The organism is Pseudomonas sp. VS40 (genome assembly GCF_018587885.1).
Lineage (GTDB): Bacteria > Pseudomonadota > Gammaproteobacteria > Pseudomonadales > Pseudomonadaceae > Aquipseudomonas > Aquipseudomonas pergaminensis.
Genome location: NZ_JAGYWD010000007.1, coordinates 128,884 through 148,236 on the forward strand (window position 1 = coordinate 128,884; position 19,353 = coordinate 148,236).

The window sequence follows — 19,353 nt, forward strand, 5'->3', positions numbered from 1 at the left end:
AAGTGATGGCTATATGATATTATCGAGGCTTGAATGCAATTCTCCGATCAAAGCGACATAACGCTCGTAGTGACCAGTTGCGGTCGCTTCGATTTGTTGAAGCGCACGCTCGCGAGCTTCGATCTGTTCAATACGGCGGACATACGCGAAGTCTTCATCACCGAAGACTCCGGCGATGATGCCGTGCGCCTTGCGGTTCCAGAGCACTGGCACAGTCATTGCACTTTCTTGATCAATCGCCCGAAGCTTGGGCAGTTGGCATCTATCGACCTGGCCTACGAGTCGGTCAAGACCCCCTACATTTTCCATTGCGAGGATGACTGGGCGTTTTATCGACCCGGCTTTGTCGAGGACTCCAAGACGGTACTGGAGCAGCGACCCGATATTTTGCAGGTGTGGTTGCGCAACTACGTTTACGACTTGCAGGTGCACAGTCCCTATATCCATTTGGGGCCGCGTGAAGTGATTGGAGGGGTGCCGTGTTATCCCCTGCTGTCCGACAAGCCTGAGTGGCAGGGGTTTTCACTGAACCCGGGGTTGCGACGCATAAAGGAATATCGGCTGTGCGCGCCCTATGCCGGGTTCGAGGGTGAGAAGGGGCTTTCCAAGCGTTACGCGCAGCTGAACCTGGGCGCCGTGACCCTGGAGGGTGATGCGGTGTTGCATACCGGTTTCGGTCTGCATGTGGCAACGGCAGAAGAACGCCTGACCAAGGCGCGACGCAAGCGGCGAGAGCGGATTAAGTTGGCGGCCATGCTGATACTGGGACTGGGTATCGGCTGGTTGATCCATTAGTTGCGTACGACAAGCCAACCTAACGCCGCAAAAGGTCATTTTTACTGATGAGTATCCTCAACATCATGTGGGCCGGTGGTTCTGCATTCGCTTCGGTGCAGAAGGTTCATCAACAGATACTGTCCCATGCCATTTGCCATGCGCCGATCAACACCTGGCTGCTGCAAGGCGGCGCGCAGCCGGGTGAGCCGGTTCGCGAGTGGAACCTGTCTTCCGCCCAACTCAAGGGGCGGCATCTTTGGAAGCTGCTGGCGCCCCTGATGCGCGCGCGTTTTCACAAAGCGCTGCCCGAGGATGTGGAAATTGTATTGCTGGATGGGGTGGGCGTTGCCCGGGTGATGTTGCCGGTGCTCAAGCGTACGCCGCAGGTGCGGGCCGTGGTTGTCTTTCATGGGGCAACGCGCTTGCGAAAGGCCGACCGCAAGCTGCTCGACCAATTTCCGGCATCACACTTGACCCTCGCTGCCGTCTCGCAAACCCTGGCCCACTCCCTTGAACACTACCTGCAACGGCCCGTTGCGGTGCTGCGCAGCGCTTTTGACCCGGTAGCATTTCGTGCTGCCGCGCTTTCCAGGGAGCAGGCTCGGTCGCGTCTGGGCCTGCCCCTGGGAGACTCGCCGGTGCTGGGCGCCGTCGGTCGGTTGGTGGACGGCAAGGGATTTGGCTGTTTGCTTGAGGCGTTTGCCGGTGTGTCGGCCCAACAGCCGCAGGCGCGCCTGGTGATTATTGGCGAGGGTCCGGCCAGGTCTACCCTTGAGACGCGTATCCAAGAGTTGGGTTTGCAGGGCAAGGTCTCGTTGCCAGGTCACCTTCCGGAAGCCGCGACCCTGTACCGGGCGTTTGACTGGGTGGCCATCCCGTCGACGGAAGAGGGGCTGGGGTTGATCCTACAAGAGGCGGTGATGGCCGGTGTACCGGTACTGACCAGTGAGTTGGCGGTGTTCCGTGAGCAGTTGGCGGATGCCGGCTGGTATGCCCCATCAGACGATGTGCAGGCTTGGGCGCACCTGATGGAGCGGGCATTCGCGGCCTCGTCAGGGGAAGTGCTGGAGGCTCAATCGCGGGCGCTGGCGCCAGAGCAGGCTTGGAAGGATTTCAGTGAAACCTCCCAGCGCCTGTTTTCATGCCGCTAGCAGCGCCTGCTCCAGCGCTTGCATTGGAAAGCGTTCGTTCAGCTTCTCGCGCGCAATATAACGTGCGAAATGCTGCAAGTTGCGCCGTGCGAGTTCAGGGTTGAGCGGGGCGCGCAGAAAACGCATATCGGCCACATCGATCAGCCCCATTTCATTGTCAGGCGTGACAACAATATTGCCCAGGTGCAGGGAGCGAAAGTAGATGCCAGCACCGTGCAGGCGGCGAATGAGGGCCACCAGCGGGTCGAGGTTGGATTGCCAGTCAAAGCCTTCCTTGTTGGAAATCTGGCGCAGTGTTTCCCCTGGCAGTGGGCGATACAACACCGCGGTCATGCCCGGCGTAGCCAACTGATAGAACGCAAGCACGGTCAAGGTGGGGATGCCGCGCTGTTGCAGTTGCGCCACGTTGTCGATGAAACGTTTGGAGTAAGGACGAAACAGTGCCGACGAAAACAGACGTTTACGGCGAAACAGTTTAAGGATGTTCCCGTCTGCCAACAGGTAGACTTTGGGGCCGTAGCTGTCCTTTTCGAGGATCTTGGCGCCTTCAATCATCGCGGTTAAATCGGCTTGGGGAAGCCTTGAACATTGCATCGTCGGAAAGCCTTGTGGGAGTCGCGGGCACAGTGATCGGCAATAATGCCGAAAGTTTTGGGTTTTAACCATGCCGGGTTGGCGGGTTGGACGTATTCAGGAGCGGGTGATGCAAGCAAGTCGTTGGGCGCAGGTATGGATGATTTTCGGTTTACTGTGGTTTTTGCTGGCGATTGCCTTTGCACCCACCAACAAGATTTATCAACAAGGCCTGACCCTGTTTCTGTGGTTGCCGGCCGTGGTGTTTGCCTGGTCGGCGCGTGAACGGCTCAAGGACGTCTGGCGTGAGCAGCGCTGGATATGCCTGATGATTGCCGCATTGGCGGCCTGGGGGGCGATCAGTTTGCTGTGGACCAACACCGAAGACCCTTCGCGCGAGGCCAAGCGCCTTCTGTATATAGGTATGTTCCTGCTGTTCTTCCCGGTGTTTGCCTGCGGGCAAACCGAGCGCGTCATTCGCGTGATGCAGTGGGGTGGTTTCGGGCTGGGCTTGTCATCACTGGTCGCTATCATCAAGTTCTACGGCCTTGAGCATAATGCCTGGTATGCGCGTCTTGAGGGCTTGGGGCAATTGTCCCACCCGATTCTGGGCGCCTATGTGATTGGCCTGGCCGCGGTCTGGTTGCTGCACTGGCTGCCCCGTGGGCGCGGGATGCAAGTGGCGTGGGTGCTGTCCATCGGGTTGCTCGGGCTTTTTGTGGTGCTGAGCCAAAGCCGTGGCGCGGCGCTGGCGTTGCTGTTGACGGTGGTGGCGATGCCGGCGTGGTGCCGTGACCGACGTACTACCGTGATCGCAGCCGGCGCAGTGTTGGCGGCGCTGGCGGTGTTCTTCGCCATGCAATCACTGATGCTGGCTCGCGGGGTCTCTTATCGGCCTCAGATATTTATGTCGGCCATGCAGATGATTGCCGAACACCCGTGGACCGGACTGGGGTTGGGCGGGGACTATAAAGTACTGGCTGACGGCGTGTATTTCGACCACGCCCACAACCTGTTCTCCCACGTCGCCATTGAACTGGGCCTGCCCGGCCTGTTGCTGTGGTGCGGGCTCTGGTTCGGTGTGTTGTGGCAAGCCTGGAAAGCCCGCGACACGCTTTACGGCAAGGGCATCATCGGTATGTGGGTGTTTTCGTTCCTGGCCATGCAGTTCGACGCGGCCAGCCTGACGGGCACCCCACGGGCCGAGTGGTTTATCTCGTGGCTGCCGATCGCGCTGGCCAGTGTCTTGGTCTGGGCTCGGGCCAACCCCGAAGCATGTGATAAAGTTCGCGTCCTACCCAATCAGTGAGCTCGACACATGAGTGACGCACCGCCAAAAGCGGACCAGGAATCCAGCCTGAAAATCTATTTCCGGCTGCTGGGCTATGTGAAACCGTACATCGGCATGTTCATGCTGAGTATCGTGGGCTTCGTGATTTTTGCTTCCACCCAGCCGATGCTCGCCGGGATCCTCAAGTACTTCGTGGACGGCTTGAGCAATCCCGACGTGGTGTTCCTGCCCAAGATCCCGTTGTTCAAGGACCTGAAACTGCTGATGGCCGTGCCGCTGCTGATCATTCTGATCGCCGCGTGGCAGGGCCTCGGTTCGTTCCTGGGCAACTACTACCTGGCCAAGGTTTCCCTGGGCCTGGTGCATGACCTGCGGGTCCAGTTGTTCAACAAGCTGTTGGTGCTGCCCAACCGTTATTTCGACACGCATAACTCCGGGCACCTGATTTCCCGCATCACCTTCAACGTGACCATGGTCACCGGCGCCGCCACGGACGCGATCAAAGTAGTGATCCGCGAAGGCCTGACCGTGGTATTCCTGTTCGGCTACCTGTTGTGGATGAACTGGAAGCTGACCCTGGTGATGCTGGCGATCCTGCCGCTGATTGCGATCATGGTTGGCAGCACCAGCAAGAAATTCCGCAAGCAGAGCAAGAAGATCCAGGTGGCAATGGGCGACGTCACCCACGTGGCCTCGGAAACCATCCAGGGCTACCGCGTGGTGCGCAGCTTCGGCGGCGAAAGCTACGAAGAACGCCGTTTTGCCGCGGCCAGCCAGGGCAACACTGACAAACAGCTGCGCATGAACAAGACCGGCGCGGTCTACACGCCGATGCTGCAACTGGTGATCTACACCGCCATGGCCGCACTGATGTTTTTGGTCCTGCTGCTGCGCGGCGACGCCACGGCCGGTGACTTGGTGGCCTACATCACCGCAGCGGGCTTGCTGCCCAAGCCGATCCGCCAGTTGTCGGAAGTCAGCTCGACGATCCAGAAGGGCGTTGCCGGTGCAGAAAGCATCTTCGAACAGTTGGACGAAGAGCCGGAAGTCGACGGCGGCACTGTGGAGCGTGATCGCGTCAGCGGCCGCCTGGACGTGCGTAACCTCAGCTTCACCTACCCGGGTGCCGAGCGCGAAGTGCTGAAGAACATCAGCTTCACCGCAGAGCCTGGGCAAATGATTGCCCTGGTCGGGCGCTCGGGCAGTGGCAAGTCGACATTGGCCAGCCTGATCCCGCGTTTCTACCACCACGAAACCGGGGAAATCCTGCTGGACGAGGTCGAGATCGAAGACTACCGCCTGCGCAACCTGCGCCGGCACGTGGCCCAGGTCACCCAGCACGTCACCCTGTTCAACGACACCGTGGCCAATAACATCGCCTACGGCGACCTGGCGGGAGCACCGCGTGCGGACATCGAAAAAGCCGCCACCGATGCCTATGCCATGGACTTCATCGCCGAGCTGCCCAAAGGCCTGGACACTGAAGTCGGTGAAAACGGCGTGCTGCTGTCCGGCGGCCAGCGTCAGCGCTTGGCCATCGCCCGCGCGCTGCTGAAAAACGCCCCGCTGCTGATCCTGGACGAAGCGACCTCGGCACTCGACACCGAGTCCGAACGCCACATTCAGGCCGCGCTGGACAAGGTCATGAAGGGCCGCACCACCCTGGTGATCGCGCACCGACTGTCCACCATCGAGAAAGCCGACATGATCCTGGTGATGGACCACGGTGAAATTGTCGAGCGTGGTACACATGTGGAACTGCTGGCCATGGGCGGGTATTACTCGCGCCTGCACGCCATGGGCCTGGATGAACCGGTCACGGCCAACATCACCTGATGTAGACCGGGGCGCGCAATGCGCCCCGGTGTTTGTATCTGGCCCCTTACAGGCTTGACCAAAGCCAAATAATTCGCTGCCTATCGTTTGTTATGTTGGCCTTCTCGATTCGATTGACGAACGAGAGGGCTAACCTTCTTGCGTGGGTAATGGAATGTTGCAACGTCTGTTCTGGAAACTGCTTCCCAAGCCCCAGCGGGTGTTTTTGCTGGGGCGTTTGTCGGTGGTGGATCGCCAGGCGGTGAATAAATCCCTGTCTGGGGTGACCACCCTTCCGCGCGCTTTCGAACAACACAACTGCGTGTTCATTCATGTGCCCAAATGCGCAGGCAGCAGTGTCTGCTCGGCGCTGCTCGATGGGCGCTGGCCGGGGCATCTGCCGTACTACTGGTACCAGCAGCAATTCCCTGAACACTGCGCGCGCAGTTTCAAGTTCGCCTTTGTGCGTGATCCGTTGGAGCGCGCCTATTCGGCCTACACCTACCTGCGCAGTAACCACATGGGCGTGCGCGACCTGCAGGCTCAGGCACTCGTCAGCAGCTACCGGGACTTCGATGATTTCGTTGGCAACTGGCTGCACCCGGACAACCTGCGCCGCCAGTTGCACTTTGCACCCCAGACCGATTTCCTGACCGATCACATGGGCCGCATGGCCATGGACTTTCTAGGGCGCCAGGAATCCCTGGAGCAAGACTTCCAGCAGTTGTGCGAACGCCTCGGCGTGACCTTGTCGCTGCCCCATCTCAACGTTTCACTCGGGCGGCGCAATGAGCCGGTCAGGGAGTTCTGCAGCCTGCGTACGCGCCGCTTGGTCCGGCGCGCCTATCAACGTGACTACGAGGTCCTGGGGTATGAATAGTCAGTCGCTCTCACGTGGTTCTGCCTCCATCCGTCCGTTCGCCTTGTCGTTGTCGGTGGCCGCGCGGGCGGCGCTCAAGCATCAGCAGCCCTGCTGCCTGTGGCTGACCGGGTTATCCGGCTCCGGCAAGTCGACCCTGGCCAACGCCCTGGAAGTACAGCTCAACGAGCAGGGGCGACATACCTTCGTGCTCGACGGCGATAATTTGCGCACCGGTTTGTGCAATGACTTGGGCATGAGCGACGCGGCGCGCAAGGAAAACATCCGGCGTATCGGCGAAGTGGCGCGGCTGATGGTGGACGCAGGATTGATCGTGATCGTCTCGGCGATTTCCCCGTTCAGCGCCGACCGGGCGAGCGCCAAGGCGTTGTTCGGGCCAGGGCAGTTCTTCGAGGTCTACATCAGCACACCATTCGATGTGTGTGCACGGCGAGACCCCAAAGGCTTGTACCGCGCAGCGTTGGAAGGGCGCATCAAAGCCTTCACCGGGCTGGACAGCCCTTATCAGGCACCGGAGGCGGCTGACTGCGAAATTAACACCGATGAGGTCGAGTTGGCCGACGCGGTGCAGCATATCCTGGCGATACTGTTTAAAAAATAACCAGAAAACCCCCGTGATGCATCCCGGATAAAGCTCTCGAACTAGGCGGCGCTCACCCTGTGCTAATATCGCGCCCCTGTTCATTTTGTATGTGGGTTGCTCCATGAAGTTGTCCATGCCGCGATTCGATCAAGCCCCTGTCTTGGTGGTCGGCGATGTCATGCTCGACCGTTACTGGCATGGCGGTACCTCACGGATTTCCCCTGAGGCGCCGGTACCGGTCGTCAAGGTCGAGCAAATCGAAGACCGTCCAGGTGGCGCTGCCAACGTTGCCCTCAATATTGCCGCGCTCGGCGCCCCGGCCTCCCTGGTCGGCGTGACCGGCGACGACGAAGCCGCCGACAGCCTGGCCAACAGCCTGCGCGGTGCCGGCGTGCGCGCGCTGTTCCAGCGCATCGCCCACCAGCCGACCATCGTCAAGCTGCGGGTGATGAGCCGTCACCAGCAATTGCTGCGTATCGATTTCGAAGAACCCTTCGCCACCGACGCCCTGGCCCTGAGCGGTCAGGTCGACGAGCTGCTCGAAGGCATCAAGGTGCTGGTGTTGTCCGACTACGGCAAAGGCGCCTTGAGGAACCACCAGGCACTGATCCAGGCCGCCAAGGCCAAGGGCATCCCGGTATTGGCCGATCCCAAGGGCAAGGATTTCTCGATTTATCGCGGAGCCAGCCTGATCACGCCTAATCTCAGCGAGTTCGAAGCCATCGTCGGCGGTTGCGTCGATGAGCACGACCTGGTGACCAAGGGTGCGGCACTGATGGCCGACCTCGACCTGGGCGCCTTGCTGGTGACCCGTGGCGAGCACGGCATGACCCTGCTGCGTCCCGGCCACCCGGCGATGCACCTGCCGGCACGGGCCCGTGAAGTGTTCGACGTCACGGGCGCCGGTGACACCGTGATTTCCACCCTGGCCGCCTCGATTGCGGCGGGTGAAGAACTGCCCCACGCCGTGGCCCTGGCCAATCTGGCGGCGGGCATCGTGGTGGGCAAGTTGGGTACTGCCGCCATCAGCGCGCCTGAATTGCGCCGCGCTATCCAACGCTCCGAAGGCTCGGAGCGTGGTGTGCTGACCATCGAGCAACTGCTGCTGGCTATTGACGATGCTCGCGCTCACAACGAAAGCATTGTGTTCACCAACGGTTGCTTCGACATCCTCCACGCCGGTCACGTGACTTACCTGGAGCAGGCGCGCGCCCAAGGCGATCGCCTGATCGTCGCGGTCAACGACGATGCGTCGGTGAGCCGCCTGAAAGGCCCTGGCCGCCCGATCAACAGTGTCGACCGTCGCATGGCCGTGCTGGCTGGCCTGGGCGCGGTGGACTGGGTGATCAGCTTCCCTGAAGCGACCCCGGAAAACCTGCTGGCCCAGGTCAAGCCGGACGTGCTGGTCAAGGGTGGCGACTACTCCGTGGACCAAGTCGTGGGGGCGGATATCGTCAGCGCCTACGGCGGCAAGGTCAAGGTGTTGGGCCTGGTCGAGAACAGCTCGACCACCGCCATTGTCGAGAAGATCCGAAACAATGAATAAGCAGGTTCTGATCACCGGCGGTGCGGGTTTTATCGGCTCGCACCTGGTCGATGCGCTGCTCGCCAAAGGCTACGGTGTGCGGGTGCTGGATAACCTGTCCACAGGCAAGCGCAGCAACCTGCCGTTGGACAACCCGCGCGTCGAACTGCTGGAAGGTGATGTGGCCGATGCCGACCTGGTAGCCCGTGCTGCCGTCGGCGCAACGGCGGTGGTGCACCTGGCGGCAGTGGCTTCGGTGCAGGCGTCGGTGGATGACCCGGTCAGCACGCACCAGAGCAATTTCGTCGGCACCCTGAATGTCTGCGAAGCCATGCGCAAGGCCGGCGTCAAACGTGTGGTGTATGCCTCCAGTGCCGCGGTCTATGGCAACAATGGCGAAGGCGCTTCGATTGACGAAGAGACCACCAAGGCGCCGTTGACGCCCTATGCGTCCGACAAATTGGCCAGCGAGCACTACTTCGACTTTTACCGTCGCCAGCATGGCCTGGAGCCGGTGATCTTCCGTTTCTTCAATATCTTCGGGCCACGCCAGGACCCGTCATCGCCGTACTCCGGTGTGATCAGTATCTTCAGCGAGCGCGTGCAGCAGGGCGTGCCGATTGCCGTGTTCGGCGATGGCGAGCAAACCCGTGACTTCATGTACGTGGAGGACCTGGTGGACGTGCTGGTGCAGGCCATCGAAGCGCCGGCTGCGCCGCTTGGCGCAATCAATGTCGGCTGGAACCGCACCACGACGCTCAAGGACGTGCTGCAAGCCCTGGAAGAAATCGTCGGCAAGTTGCCGGCCGTGACTTACGGGCCCGCACGCTCTGGGGATATCCGGCATTCGCGGGCGAATAACCAGCGCTTGCTGGCAAGCTTTACGCTGCCCGAGCCCACCCCCCTGAAGGTTGGCCTGGCACGCCTGCTCAACATCTGACCCCCGTAGGAGCCGGCAAGCCGGCTCCTACAGGTGGGCTCTTCAAATCAGCGGCTGGCTTTTTTCTTCGGCACGATCTTGCGCAGCACCCGCTGTGCCAGGCGTTTCAATTTCGATTCTTTCTCAGGCGTTGCCAGGCCTTGCTGGCGTAGCCAATCCTTCCAGCGAATCCGCTCGTCACGCACCAGCCAGCCTTCCTGTTGGGCGAAGCTTTCCGCCAAGTACACCCCTCGCGTGCTCGCCGGGTACAGTTGGTCTTTCTTGACCGTGTACAACTCGGCGAGGGGCTGGCCGTCTTTGAGCGGCATCAGGTACAGGTCCGGGCGCTGACGGTCGAGGCGGGCAACCAGTTGGTCGCCTTCCAGGCGTTCGTCCACATGGAACAGGCTCAGGGATTTGGCTTCCTTGGGCACTTCCAGGCGCAGGTCGTAAATCAGTTGCAGCGAGGCAGTGGGCAGGTGCACATAGGCGCGCGGGCGTTCGATCAACTGGGTGGTGGCGCAACGCACCGGTCGGGCGGCGCCGGACAGCGGGCTGAGGCGAAAGGGCAGGGCTTCGCGGTAATGCAGCGCGGCGGAGTAAGGCGCCGGCAACCAGGTGTCATTGAAGCGCCCACTGAGCCAACCTTCTGGCGTCTCCAGCAGGCACTCTTCGGCAATTTCCTGAATGGCGGTATGCAGTGGCAGGTTCAACTCGTGGGCGGGTACGTAGCCGGAAATCAGCTTGAGCACCACGTCACCACGGTCCTGGCGGCGCTGGCGCACCAGTACCCAGTAATCCTTGTTTTGCCAATGCAGGGTGAGTCGCACCGACACGCCGAGGTTGGCCAGCTCCAGGGCAAAGCGCTCGGGGTCGGCCACTTCCACCGGCTTGCGCCGTTGCAGGGTCTGGGCAAAGTTGAGCGGCATGCCCACGCTCTGGTAGCTCAGGCCTTCGGGGGTGGCTTCGACGTGCAGCGGCAGTGTTTTGAAGTTGCTAGGGTTTTTTCTTATGAGCGTTCGCGGCATGTCGGCTCCTTCTTGCGACGGGGTCGGCCGCGTCGGCGGCATCAGAGTTGACGAATGACTTGGGCAGCGGTCGCCACGTTATGAGCCAGGTGCAGCGGATTAATGGTCCCGACAATAGCACTGGCGACGCCCGTTTGCGCAAACAACAACATGAAACTGGCACGAATTGGATCCATTCCCGGCTCCAGGCACACGTGGCCGCTGGCCAGGGCCTTTTTCACCAGGATGCCCTTGCCGTGTGCCGCCGCGTAATCAATGACGGCTTTCTCGGCCTGTTCGTTCAGATTGTAGGTGACCATGGCGCAATCGCCTTGTTCCAGAGCCTTCACGCCGCCTTCGACAGTCTTCCCGGAGAAGCCGAAACCGCGGATCTTGCCTTCCTGTTTCAGCGCTGCCAGGGTTTGGTAGACCTCGCAGTCGTTGAGGATGTGCAGGTCGTTGCCGTTCGAGTGCACCAGCACCAGGTCGATAAAATCAGTTTCAAGTCGTTTCAAGCTGCGTTCGATGGACATCCGCGTGTGGGCCGCGCTGAAGTCGTGGCGGGAGACGCCATTCTCGAACTCTTCGCCGACCTTGCTGACAATCACCCAGTCCTTGCGCTGGTCACGCAACAGCGGCCCCAAGCGTTCCTCGCTCATGCCATAGGCCGGCGCGGTATCGATCAGGTTGATCCCCAGTTCGCGAGCCTGGCGCAACAGCATGCGGGCTTCGTCGTCACCGGGGATCTGGAAGCCGCTGGGGTATTTCACCCCTTGGTCGCGACCCAGCTTGACGGTGCCCAGGCCCAGCGGTGACACCAACAGGCCGGTGCTGCCGAGAGGGCGATGCAGGTCGTGCAGGGTGGGCAGGCTCATGGCAACAGTTGCTCCCAGGCAGGTACGCCAATGGCGGGTTTTGGCAGGTCGGGCAGGGGCTCGCTGGCGCTCGGGCGGATGCCGTCACGTTCAAGGCTGCTGATGACGCGATCAGCGAAGTCCGGCGCCAGTGCCAGTTTGGTCGGCCAGCCCACAAGCAGGCGGCCTTGCTCGGCGAGGAAGGCATTGTCGGGACGGCTCAAGCCCGACTGCAGCGGCTCGGCACGGTCGACGCGCAGGGTGGCCCATTGGGTCTGGCTCATGTCGATCCAGGGCAGCAACTGCGCCAACTCTTTCTGCGCCGTGGCGATCTGTTCTTGCGGTGTGCGCGCCACGCCATCGGCTTCGGCGATGTCGCCGCCCATGTACCACACCCAGTTGCCGTCCGCCGCCGGGTGGGTGGTGACGGTGATGCGCGGCTTGGTGCCGCCGCCCAGGCAGTGGGCATACAGCGGCTTCAGGCCGGGGCCTTTGGCGATGATCATGTGCAGGGGGCGCGTCTGCATGGCCGGCTGGCTCAGGCCCAGCGCGGCCAACAGGTCAGCCGTGCCAGCGCCGGCACTCAACACGATGCGCTGGGCGCGGATCTCGCGACCGTCGACCTTCAAACCCACCAGTGCGTTGTCTTCAAGCAAGGGCTCGATGTGTTGCCCGGCAAGCAAGCCATCGCCAGCCAGTTGCGCCAGGCGTTCGATCAGGCTCGGCACGTCGATGACCAGCTCCGCCAGGCGATAGACCTTGCCCTTGAAACGGCGGTCTTGCAGGGCGGGGGGCAGGTCGTCGCCCTTGACCTGGTCGACACGGCCGCGCACAGCCTTGCTGGCGAAAAAGCTGGTGAGGTTGCCGGCGAGAGTACCCGGGGACCACAGGTAATGCGCTTCGGAGAGCAAGCGCACGCCGGACAGGTCCAGCTCACCGTTGCCCGCCAGTGCTTCACGCCAGCGGCGCGGCATATCGGCAATGGCTTCGGAGGCGCCGGTGAGGGCGCCGTGCAGGGCGTATTTTGCACCGCCGTGGATGATCCCCTGGGACTTCACGCTTTGCCCGCCACCCAAGGTGGCGCTTTCCACCACCACCGTGGAAAACCCCTGGCGGCGCAGGCGCGCATTCAGCCAGAGGCCGGCAACCCCGGCGCCGACAATCAGAACGTCGGTGGAAATAACGGATGGCATGGGCGACCTCAGTGTTCAAGACAAGGGGCGCAGTATACAGGGATCACTATTTGTAGGAGCCCGGCTTGCCGGCGATGGCGTCTGAGAGACCGCCACGCCGGTAAGCCGGGCTCCTACAGGTGTGTATTTCAGTGGCCGGCGGTTTTCGAGAATAGCTGAATCACGACGACGCCCAGCACGATCAGGCCCATCCCCAGCATCGCCGGAATATCCAGCTTCTGCCCGTAGATAAACAGTGCCGCGATGCTCACCATCACAATGCCCATCCCGGCCCACACGGCGTAGGCCACGCCCACCGGCACCGTGCGCACCACCAGCGTCAGCATCCAGAACGCCACGCCGTAGCCGACGATCACCAGCAGCAGTGGGATCGGCGTGCTCCAGCCCTTGATGGCCTTCATGGAAACAGTGGCAATCACTTCCGAGCAGATGGCAATGGCCAGGTAGCAGTAAGCGGCGTTCATGGGTCAATCCTCGGGGTATAGCAATCAGATAAGGCACGCATTCTAGCGTTCACCCAGATGGGGTAAAGTCATTACCTATCCGAATTAGAGATGGGTTGAGCCATGAGCGTGCAGTGGGATCTGGAGCAGATGCGCCTGTTTGTCAGCGTTGCCGAGCAGCGTTCGTTTTCGGCGGTGGCGCGCCAGCAGCGCAAGGCCCAATCGGCGGTCAGCAACGGGATTGCCCTGCTGGAGGCTGACCTTGGCGTGAGCCTGTTCGAACGCAGCAGTGGCCGCCAACCGCGCCTCACCGAAGCCGGCAGCGTGCTGCTGGAGGAGGCGCGCGAAGTGCTGCGCCAGTGTGAGCGGCTCAACGGTCGGGCGTTGTCGCTGACTCGCGGCGAGGAGGCTTGCCTGAGCCTGGCCCAGGATGAGGCGATGTTGTTCCAGCCGGTGCTCGATAGCCTTGAGGCGCTGGCCGGGCAATACCCGCTGCTGGAGGTGCAGCTATCCAGCGCGGCCCAGGGCGATGTGGCGCGTAAGCTGGTGGAGCGCAAGGCTGATCTGGGCCTGCTGTTCTATCACGACCAGATCCCCGAAGCGCTGGAGCGGAGGGTGGTCGGCAGCGTGGAGATGGTCACTGTGTGCGGCGTGAACCACCCGCTGGCCAAGGAGCGCTACGTGACGTGCCAGCACTTGGCGCAGTTTCGGCAGTTGCTGATGTCGACCCAGACCAGCGTCTACCCCGGCAGCGAAGCCGCGAGCCCGTTGGTGTGGCGCGCCGACAGTTTCTACGTCCTGGCCGAGTGGCTAATGAGCGGCCTGGGCTGGGCCTGGCTGCCCCGGCATATCGTGCAGTACCCGACCTACCAGCAACAAATGGTGGAACTGCACAGCGAATGGACGCCGCCGGCCTTGGTGGTGGAGCTGGTGTGGCGGCGCGACGAGCATCTGGGGCCGGCCGCGCGCTTCCTGGCCAAACGATTTGCCGAGTGCTTGCAGGCGATCGACTGAAAAAGCCGATAAACTCCGCCGCCATGAATAGAACTCTCTACAGCTGTCTGTTTTACCTGGCGCTGCCCTTGGTGGCTTTACGTCTGTGGCTGCGCGCGCGCAAGGCGCCGGCCTATGCCAAGCGCGTCAGCGAGCGCTTCTCCTATGGCCTGCCGGTGATGCAGCCGGGCGGGATCTGGGTGCATGCCGTGTCCGTGGGCGAGAGCATTGCCGCCGCGCCAATGGTGCGCGGGCTGCTGGCGCGCTATCCAACGTTGCCGATCACCGTTACCTGCATGACGCCGACCGGTTCCGAGCGCATCCAGGCGTTGTTTGCCAATGAGCCTCGCATCCAGCACTGCTACTTGCCGTATGACTTGCCGTGCGCCGCCAAGCGCTTCCTTGATCGCGTGCAGCCCAAGCTGGCGGTGATCATGGAAACCGAGTTATGGCCCAACCATATCCACGCCTGCGCCCAGCGCGGGATCCCGGTGGCACTGGCCAATGCACGGTTGTCGGCACGTTCGGCCAAGGGCTACGCGCGCTTTGCCAAGTTGACGGCGCCGATGCTGTCGCAAATGAGCCTGTTCGCCGTACAGACCCAGACCGAAGCCCAGCGCTTCCTGAGCCTCGGTGCTCGGCCGGAAACCGTCGAAGTCACCGGCTCAATCAAGTTCGACCTGACCATCGACCCCCAGTTACCGGTACGCGCTGCTGCATTGCGCGAGCAGTGGGGCGCCAGTGAGCGTCCGGTGTGGATCGCCGCCAGTACCCATGAAGGTGAAGATGAGGTGGTGCTGGCAGCCCATCGTCAACTGCTCGACAGTTATCCAAACGCGCTGCTGATCCTGGTGCCGCGTCACCAGGAACGTTTCGGCCCGATGTTCGAACTGTGCACGCAGCAGGGCTTTGCCACGGTGCGTCGCTCCAGCGGCGAGCCCGTCACTGCGCAGACGTCGGTATTGCTCGGCGACACTATGGGCGAATTGCTGTTTCTCTACGCGTTGGCCGACAGCGCCTTTGTGGGCGGCAGCCTGGTGGCGACCGGTGGGCATAATCCGCTGGAGCCGGCAGCGTTGGCATTGCCGGTGATCATGGGCCCGCACGTGTTCAATTTCCTCGAAATCACCGCGATGATGCGTGAGGCGGGTGCGTTGCGAGAGGTGGATGACGCTGAAGGATTGGCCGAAGCCGTGCGCCAGTTGTTCGAACTGCCCCAGGATGCCCGCAAGATGGCACAGGCGGGGCTCAAGGTGATGCAGGCCAACCAGGGCGCGCTGAAGCGTTTGCTGGAGGGTTTGGGCCGATTGCTAAACCACTGACAACACAAATCAAATGTGGGAGCGGGCTTGCTCGCGAATGCGGTGTATCAGTACCGGATGTACTGGCTGACACACCGCATTCGCGAGCAAGCCCGCTCCCACATGGGTTTTGCAGTGTTATCAATTATTCGGGCGGGCCTTGAGCTGTTCGGCCGCAGCCTTGGCCAAGTCCGGTGGCAGGAAGTCCTTATCCGGGTTGTAGTCAGCCTTGAGGTAGCGCGCCAGGTCCTGCAGGTCCCCTGGATTCAAGGTGCCCGCCGCTTGCTTCAAGCGCAGGTTGTCGAGAATGTAGTCGTAGCGGCTGTTGTTGTAGTTGCGCACCGACGCATAGAGCTGGCGCTGTGAATCCAGCACATCGACGATGTTGCGCGTCCCCACCTGATAACCGATTTCCGTGGCTTCCACCGCGCTCTGGTTGGAGATGATCGACTGGCGGCGCGCCTGTACCTGTTCCACATCGGTGTTCACCGCGCGGTGCAGGTTACGGGTGTTTTCCACCACCTGGCGGCGCAGGCCTTCGCGTTGCTGCTCGGTCTGGCCCAGGCGCGAGTAGGACTCACGCACTTGGGAGCTGGTCAGCCCGCCGCTGTAGATCGGGATGTTCAGGCGCAGGCCGATGGTGCGTTGTTCCACATCGCCGCGATAGGGCGTGCCAAAGGCATTCGGGTTGCTGAAGCCGAGGGCGTCGTTATCGCCTTTTTCATATTGCGCCACTGCGTCGAGCGTCGGCGCATGCCCGGCCTTGCGTTGCTTGAGGGTTTCTTCGGCGGCGGTGACGGCGTAGTTGCTGGCGAGCAGGTTCAGGTTCTGGCGGCCGGCGGTTTCAACCCAGGCCTTGGCGTCGTTCGGCAGCGGTGGCAGCACCGGCAGCGTGTGGACAATGCCCTGGATCGAGTTGTACTGGCGGTTGGTCAGGGTGATCAGCGCTTCAAAGGCGTCTTCGACCTGGCGCTGGGCCAGGATCCGGTTGGCGCGCGCAGTGTCGTAGCTGGCCTGGGATTGCAGCACGTCGGTCTTGTCCGACAGGCCCACGTCGAAGCGCTCGTTGGACTGGTCCAGTTGGCGCTTGAAGGCGTTTTCTTCGGCCTTGGTCGAGGCCAGATTATCCTGGGCGCGCAGCACGGCAAAGTAGCTTTCGGCGCTTTGCAGGATCAGGTTCTGTTCGGTGGCCGACAGTTGCAGCGCGGCCTGTTCGTTGGTGGCCTCGGCCGCCTGCAGCTGGAACCAGCGGTCGGCACGGAACAGCGGCTGGCTCAGCGTCGCGCGCCAGGAGTGCGCATCGCGGTTGGCGGTGGCGGCGGGCGTGTCGATCTGGGTGCGCACGTTGTTGATATCGGCACCGCCCGACAGGTTGGGCAGCAACCCGGCACGGGCCTGGGGCACTACTTCTTTTTGCGCGCCGTACTGGGCACGGGCAGCGGCCAGGTCGGCGTTGTTGTCCACCGCTTCCTGGTAGACGCTGACCAAATCAGTTTTGGCGGACAAGGGCGCTTCAGCTGCCCAGACCATTCCGTTGGTCGCACAAGACACGGCGAGAGCCAGTGAAAGTTTGCGCAGCATGAGGCGATCCCTAGTTTTAATATTACGGTGATAATTTAGCGCCCAAGGCTAAGGCGGGCCATGCCTGGCGTCAAGCATTGTGGCGGCAACCGAGTGTAGTGGCGCTGACTCGGCGCAACAATCCCGCAATCACGCCATTCATCACGCTGAATGCACCGCTATTGGCAATTTGCCCACGGCATGGTCTAGACTGGCCGCGTTCTTGTCGGGGTGCCTTGTTGGAAGGCTGAGATCGGTAAATACCGGATCCCGTTGAACCTGATCAGGTTAGCGCCTGCGTAGGGAACAAGATTTCTCGTCACCCGGCGAGTCCTCTTGTGCTTCGTCCGGGATGCTGTTCGACAATCGAACAGCCCTCGTGCGCCAAGCACAGCACTGGTTTCAGTGCGTCCATCCGTCACAGGTTCGCTCCGACAAAAATCCACCGCCTGGATAGTTGGAGAGCCCGTGATGAGCACAGAAATAAAAAGTACAAAATTCAAAAACACCGTGCACCTGAGTGAATCGGCCAAGGTCGACTCTGGCTCCGTGCAGCCGTTTACCCGCTCGCAAAAAATCTACGTGCAGGGCACTCGCCCGGACATCCGCGTGCCGATGCGCGAAATCAGCCTGGATGTGACCCCCACCGACTTCGGCGGTGAAATCAACGCTCCCGTTGTGGTCTATGACACCTCCGGCCCCTACACCGACCCCAATGTGATCATCGACGTGCGCAAAGGCCTGGGCGATGTGCGCTCGCCGTGGATCGAAGTGCGGGGCGACACCGAACGCCTGCCGGGCCTCACTTCGCACTTCGGCCAACAGCGCCTCAGCGACGCCGAACTGACTGCCCTGCGTTTCGCCCACGTGAAAAACCCGCGCCGTGCCAAGGCCGGCGCCAACGTCACCCAAATGCATTACGCGCGCAAAGGCATCATCACCGCCGAGATGGAATACGTCGCCATCCGCGAAAACATGAAGCTTGAAGAAGCCCGCGCCAGTGGCCTGCTCGACCAGCAACACGCCGGCCACAGCTTTGGCGCCAGCGTGCCGAAGATCATCACGCCTGAATTCGTGCGCGAAGAAATCGCCCGTGGCCGCGCGATCATCCCGGCCAACATCAACCACACCGAACTGGAACCGATGATCATCGGCCGTAACTTCCTGGTGAAGATCAACGGCAACATCGGCAACAGCGCCCTGGGTTCGTCCATCGAAGAAGAAGTGGCGAAACTCACCTGGGGCATTCGCTGGGGCTCGGACACGGTGATGGACTTGTCCACCGGCAAGCACATCCATGAAACCCGCGAGTGGATCATCCGCAACTCGCCGGTGCCGATTGGTACCGTGCCGATCTACCAGGCCCTGGAAAAAGTCGGCGGCGCCGCCGAGGACCTGACCTGGGAGCTGTTCCGCGACACCCTGATCGAACAGGCGGAGCAGGGCGTCGACTACTTCACCATCCACGCCGGCGTGTTGCTGCGCTACGTGCCGCTGACCGCCAAGCGCGTCACCGGCATCGTGTCCCGTGGCGGCTCGATCATGGCCAAGTGGTGCCTGGCACACCACAAAGAAAACTTCACCTACACGCATTTCGACGAAATCTGCGAAATCATGAAGGCCTACGACGTCAGCTTCTCCCTCGGTGATGGCCTGCGCCCGGGCTCGATTGCCGACGCCAACGACGCCGCGCAATTTGGCGAGTTGGAAACCCTCGGCGAATTGACCAAGACCGCCTGGAAGCACGACGTGCAAACCATGATCGAAGGCCCCGGCCACGTGCCGATGCAGTTGATCAAGGAGAACATGGACAAGCAGCTCGAGTGCTGCGACGAAGCGCCGTTCTACACCCTCGGCCCACTGACCACCGACATCGCGCCGGGCTACGACCACATCACCTCCGGCATCGGTGCGGCGATGATCGGCTGGTTCGGTTGCGCCATGCTTTGCTACGTCACGCCCAAGGAACACTTGGGCCTGCCGAACAAGGATGACGTGAAGACCGGGATCATCACCTACAAGATCGCTGCCCATGCGGCGGACCTCGCCAAAGGCCATCCGGGCGCGCAGATCCGCGATAACGCGCTGAGCAAGGCGCGCTTCGAGTTCCGCTGGGAAGACCAGTTCAACCTTGGCCTGGACCCGGACACCGCGCGTTCCTATCACGACGAAACCCTGCCGAAGGACTCAGCCAAGGTCGCGCATTTCTGCTCGATGTGCGGGCCGAAGTTCTGCTCGATGAAAATCACCCAGGAAGTGCGTGAGTACGCGGCCAACCAACGCATTGAAGCGGTGGACGTGGACGTGGCCAAGGGCTTGGCCGAGCAGGCGGAGCGGTTCAAGCAGGAAGGTAGCCAGCTGTACAAGAAGGTCTGATCCAGAGGCGGCGGTGACTGTGCCGCCGCCATCGCGGGCAAGCCCGGCTCCCACATTTGAAATGCATTCCGGTGTGGGAGCCGGGCTTGCCCGCGATAGCGATCTGCCAAAC

At 61.7% G+C, this 19,353-nt stretch carries 17 protein-coding genes and 1 riboswitch; of the genes, 11 read left to right on the top strand and 6 right to left on the bottom strand.

The features are described from left to right. Positions 1-33 precede the first annotated feature (33 nt). Together KHP07_RS21375 and KHP07_RS21380 are read left to right on the top strand one after the other, a co-directional pair. Positions 34-795 (top strand): hypothetical protein, encoded by a 762-nt coding sequence (locus KHP07_RS21375; protein WP_078046565.1) that lies wholly within the window; start codon positions 34-36, stop codon positions 793-795. A 47-nt stretch (positions 796-842) separates the two neighbouring features. Continuing rightward, positions 843-1,928, top strand: a complete 1,086-nt coding sequence (locus tag KHP07_RS21380) for a glycosyltransferase (protein ID WP_214497992.1) — start codon at positions 843-845, stop codon at positions 1,926-1,928. Here KHP07_RS21380 and KHP07_RS21385 read toward each other — a convergent pair. Next, positions 1,917-2,483 carry a BUD32 family EKC/KEOPS complex subunit gene (locus KHP07_RS21385; protein ID WP_178076804.1) on the bottom strand — a complete coding sequence of 189 codons (567 nt, stop codon included), beginning with the start codon at positions 2,481-2,483 and terminating at the stop codon, positions 1,917-1,919. The two genes, KHP07_RS21380 and KHP07_RS21385, sit on opposite strands and share 12 nt — an antisense overlap. Positions 2,484-2,631: 148 nt before the next feature. Between KHP07_RS21385 and KHP07_RS21390 the strand changes: the two genes are divergently transcribed. The 6 genes from KHP07_RS21390 to pgnE all read left to right on the top strand — a co-directional run bounded on the left by KHP07_RS21390 (position 2,632) and on the right by pgnE (position 9,535). Beyond that, positions 2,632-3,810: an O-antigen ligase family protein gene (locus KHP07_RS21390; protein WP_214497993.1), complete on the top strand. Its 1,179-nt coding sequence runs from the start codon at positions 2,632-2,634 to the stop codon at positions 3,808-3,810. Between the two features lie 9 nt (positions 3,811-3,819). Further along, positions 3,820-5,628 (top strand): lipid A export permease/ATP-binding protein MsbA, encoded by a 1,809-nt coding sequence (gene msbA / locus KHP07_RS21395; RefSeq protein WP_078046569.1) that lies wholly within the window; start codon positions 3,820-3,822, stop codon positions 5,626-5,628. Between the two features lie 154 nt (positions 5,629-5,782). Further along, entirely contained in the window at positions 5,783-6,487 is a 705-nt protein-coding gene (locus tag KHP07_RS21400) for a sulfotransferase family 2 domain-containing protein (RefSeq protein WP_214497994.1), read from the top strand. Next, positions 6,480-7,088, top strand: a complete 609-nt coding sequence (gene cysC / locus KHP07_RS21405) for an adenylyl-sulfate kinase (protein ID WP_214497995.1) — start codon at positions 6,480-6,482, stop codon at positions 7,086-7,088. Before KHP07_RS21400 ends, cysC begins: the two co-directional genes overlap by 8 nt. A 103-nt stretch (positions 7,089-7,191) precedes the next feature. Further along, positions 7,192-8,616 (top strand): bifunctional D-glycero-beta-D-manno-heptose-7-phosphate kinase/D-glycero-beta-D-manno-heptose 1-phosphate adenylyltransferase HldE, encoded by a 1,425-nt coding sequence (hldE, locus tag KHP07_RS21410; RefSeq protein WP_078046572.1) that lies wholly within the window; start codon positions 7,192-7,194, stop codon positions 8,614-8,616. Continuing rightward, positions 8,609-9,535: a UDP-N-acetylglucosamine epimerase PgnE gene (gene pgnE, locus KHP07_RS21415; protein ID WP_078046573.1), complete on the top strand. Its 927-nt coding sequence runs from the start codon at positions 8,609-8,611 to the stop codon at positions 9,533-9,535. Before hldE ends, pgnE begins: the two co-directional genes overlap by 8 nt. A 47-nt stretch (positions 9,536-9,582) precedes the next feature. Here pgnE and KHP07_RS21420 read toward each other — a convergent pair whose 3' ends face one another. The 4 genes from KHP07_RS21420 to KHP07_RS21435 form a co-directional block, all read right to left on the bottom strand. Beyond that, positions 9,583-10,542 (bottom strand): metal ABC transporter ATPase, encoded by a 960-nt coding sequence (locus KHP07_RS21420; protein WP_100491633.1) that lies wholly within the window; start codon positions 10,540-10,542, stop codon positions 9,583-9,585. A gap of 41 nt (positions 10,543-10,583) precedes the next feature. Further along, complete coding sequence (locus KHP07_RS21425; RefSeq protein ID WP_214497996.1) at positions 10,584-11,396, bottom strand: aldo/keto reductase; 813 nt, start codon at positions 11,394-11,396, stop codon at positions 10,584-10,586. Beyond that, positions 11,393-12,568, bottom strand: coding sequence for an NAD(P)/FAD-dependent oxidoreductase (locus tag KHP07_RS21430; protein ID WP_078046576.1), 1,176 nt, complete (start codon positions 12,566-12,568; stop codon positions 11,393-11,395). The genes KHP07_RS21425 and KHP07_RS21430 overlap by 4 nt, the downstream gene beginning before the upstream one ends. Before the next feature lie 128 nt (positions 12,569-12,696). Continuing rightward, positions 12,697-13,032, bottom strand: coding sequence for a DMT family transporter (locus KHP07_RS21435; RefSeq protein ID WP_012721885.1), 336 nt, complete (start codon positions 13,030-13,032; stop codon positions 12,697-12,699). A 102-nt stretch (positions 13,033-13,134) separates the two neighbouring features. On the opposite strand from KHP07_RS21435, the gene KHP07_RS21440 reads away from it, so the two are divergent. Both KHP07_RS21440 and waaA read left to right on the top strand, forming a co-directional pair. After that, positions 13,135-14,025, top strand: coding sequence for a LysR family transcriptional regulator (locus tag KHP07_RS21440; protein WP_214497997.1), 891 nt, complete (start codon positions 13,135-13,137; stop codon positions 14,023-14,025). Between the two features lie 23 nt (positions 14,026-14,048). Then, positions 14,049-15,326 (top strand): lipid IV(A) 3-deoxy-D-manno-octulosonic acid transferase, encoded by a 1,278-nt coding sequence (gene waaA, locus KHP07_RS21445; RefSeq protein ID WP_078046578.1) that lies wholly within the window; start codon positions 14,049-14,051, stop codon positions 15,324-15,326. Between the two features lie 120 nt (positions 15,327-15,446). Here the strand turns inward: waaA and KHP07_RS21450 are convergent, their stop codons facing one another. Then, on the bottom strand, positions 15,447-16,886 hold the full coding sequence (locus tag KHP07_RS21450) for a TolC family outer membrane protein (protein WP_100491630.1): 1,440 nt from the start codon (positions 16,884-16,886) through the stop codon (positions 15,447-15,449). Between the two features lie 196 nt (positions 16,887-17,082). Next, positions 17,083-17,188: riboswitch (TPP riboswitch) on the top strand. A 148-nt stretch (positions 17,189-17,336) separates the two neighbouring features. Between KHP07_RS21450 and thiC the strand changes: the two genes are divergently transcribed. After that, on the top strand, positions 17,337-19,241 hold the full coding sequence (thiC, locus tag KHP07_RS21455) for a phosphomethylpyrimidine synthase ThiC (RefSeq protein ID WP_099493518.1): 1,905 nt from the start codon (positions 17,337-17,339) through the stop codon (positions 19,239-19,241). Positions 19,242-19,353: the final 112 nt, after the last annotated feature.

What these genes read in the sequence shown, in the direction of transcription:
- KHP07_RS21375 (WP_078046565.1), top strand. Translation starts at nt 34, where the DNA reads ATGCAATTCTCCGATCAAAGCGACATAACGCTCGTAGTGACCAGTTGC.
- KHP07_RS21380 (WP_214497992.1), top strand. Translation starts at nt 843, where the DNA reads ATGAGTATCCTCAACATCATGTGGGCCGGTGGTTCTGCATTCGCTTCG.
- KHP07_RS21385 (WP_178076804.1), bottom strand. Translation starts at nt 2,483, where the DNA reads ATGATTGAAGGCGCCAAGATCCTCGAAAAGGACAGCTACGGCCCCAAA.
- KHP07_RS21390 (WP_214497993.1), top strand. Translation starts at nt 2,632, where the DNA reads ATGCAAGCAAGTCGTTGGGCGCAGGTATGGATGATTTTCGGTTTACTG.
- msbA (WP_078046569.1), top strand. Translation starts at nt 3,820, where the DNA reads ATGAGTGACGCACCGCCAAAAGCGGACCAGGAATCCAGCCTGAAAATC.
- KHP07_RS21400 (WP_214497994.1), top strand. Translation starts at nt 5,783, where the DNA reads ATGTTGCAACGTCTGTTCTGGAAACTGCTTCCCAAGCCCCAGCGGGTG.
- cysC (WP_214497995.1), top strand. Translation starts at nt 6,480, where the DNA reads ATGAATAGTCAGTCGCTCTCACGTGGTTCTGCCTCCATCCGTCCGTTC.
- hldE (WP_078046572.1), top strand. Translation starts at nt 7,192, where the DNA reads ATGAAGTTGTCCATGCCGCGATTCGATCAAGCCCCTGTCTTGGTGGTC.
- pgnE (WP_078046573.1), top strand. Translation starts at nt 8,609, where the DNA reads ATGAATAAGCAGGTTCTGATCACCGGCGGTGCGGGTTTTATCGGCTCG.
- KHP07_RS21420 (WP_100491633.1), bottom strand. Translation starts at nt 10,542, where the DNA reads ATGCCGCGAACGCTCATAAGAAAAAACCCTAGCAACTTCAAAACACTG.
- KHP07_RS21425 (WP_214497996.1), bottom strand. Translation starts at nt 11,396, where the DNA reads ATGAGCCTGCCCACCCTGCACGACCTGCATCGCCCTCTCGGCAGCACC.
- KHP07_RS21430 (WP_078046576.1), bottom strand. Translation starts at nt 12,568, where the DNA reads ATGCCATCCGTTATTTCCACCGACGTTCTGATTGTCGGCGCCGGGGTT.
- KHP07_RS21435 (WP_012721885.1), bottom strand. Translation starts at nt 13,032, where the DNA reads ATGAACGCCGCTTACTGCTACCTGGCCATTGCCATCTGCTCGGAAGTG.
- KHP07_RS21440 (WP_214497997.1), top strand. Translation starts at nt 13,135, where the DNA reads ATGAGCGTGCAGTGGGATCTGGAGCAGATGCGCCTGTTTGTCAGCGTT.
- waaA (WP_078046578.1), top strand. Translation starts at nt 14,049, where the DNA reads ATGAATAGAACTCTCTACAGCTGTCTGTTTTACCTGGCGCTGCCCTTG.
- KHP07_RS21450 (WP_100491630.1), bottom strand. Translation starts at nt 16,886, where the DNA reads ATGCTGCGCAAACTTTCACTGGCTCTCGCCGTGTCTTGTGCGACCAAC.
- thiC (WP_099493518.1), top strand. Translation starts at nt 17,337, where the DNA reads ATGAGCACAGAAATAAAAAGTACAAAATTCAAAAACACCGTGCACCTG.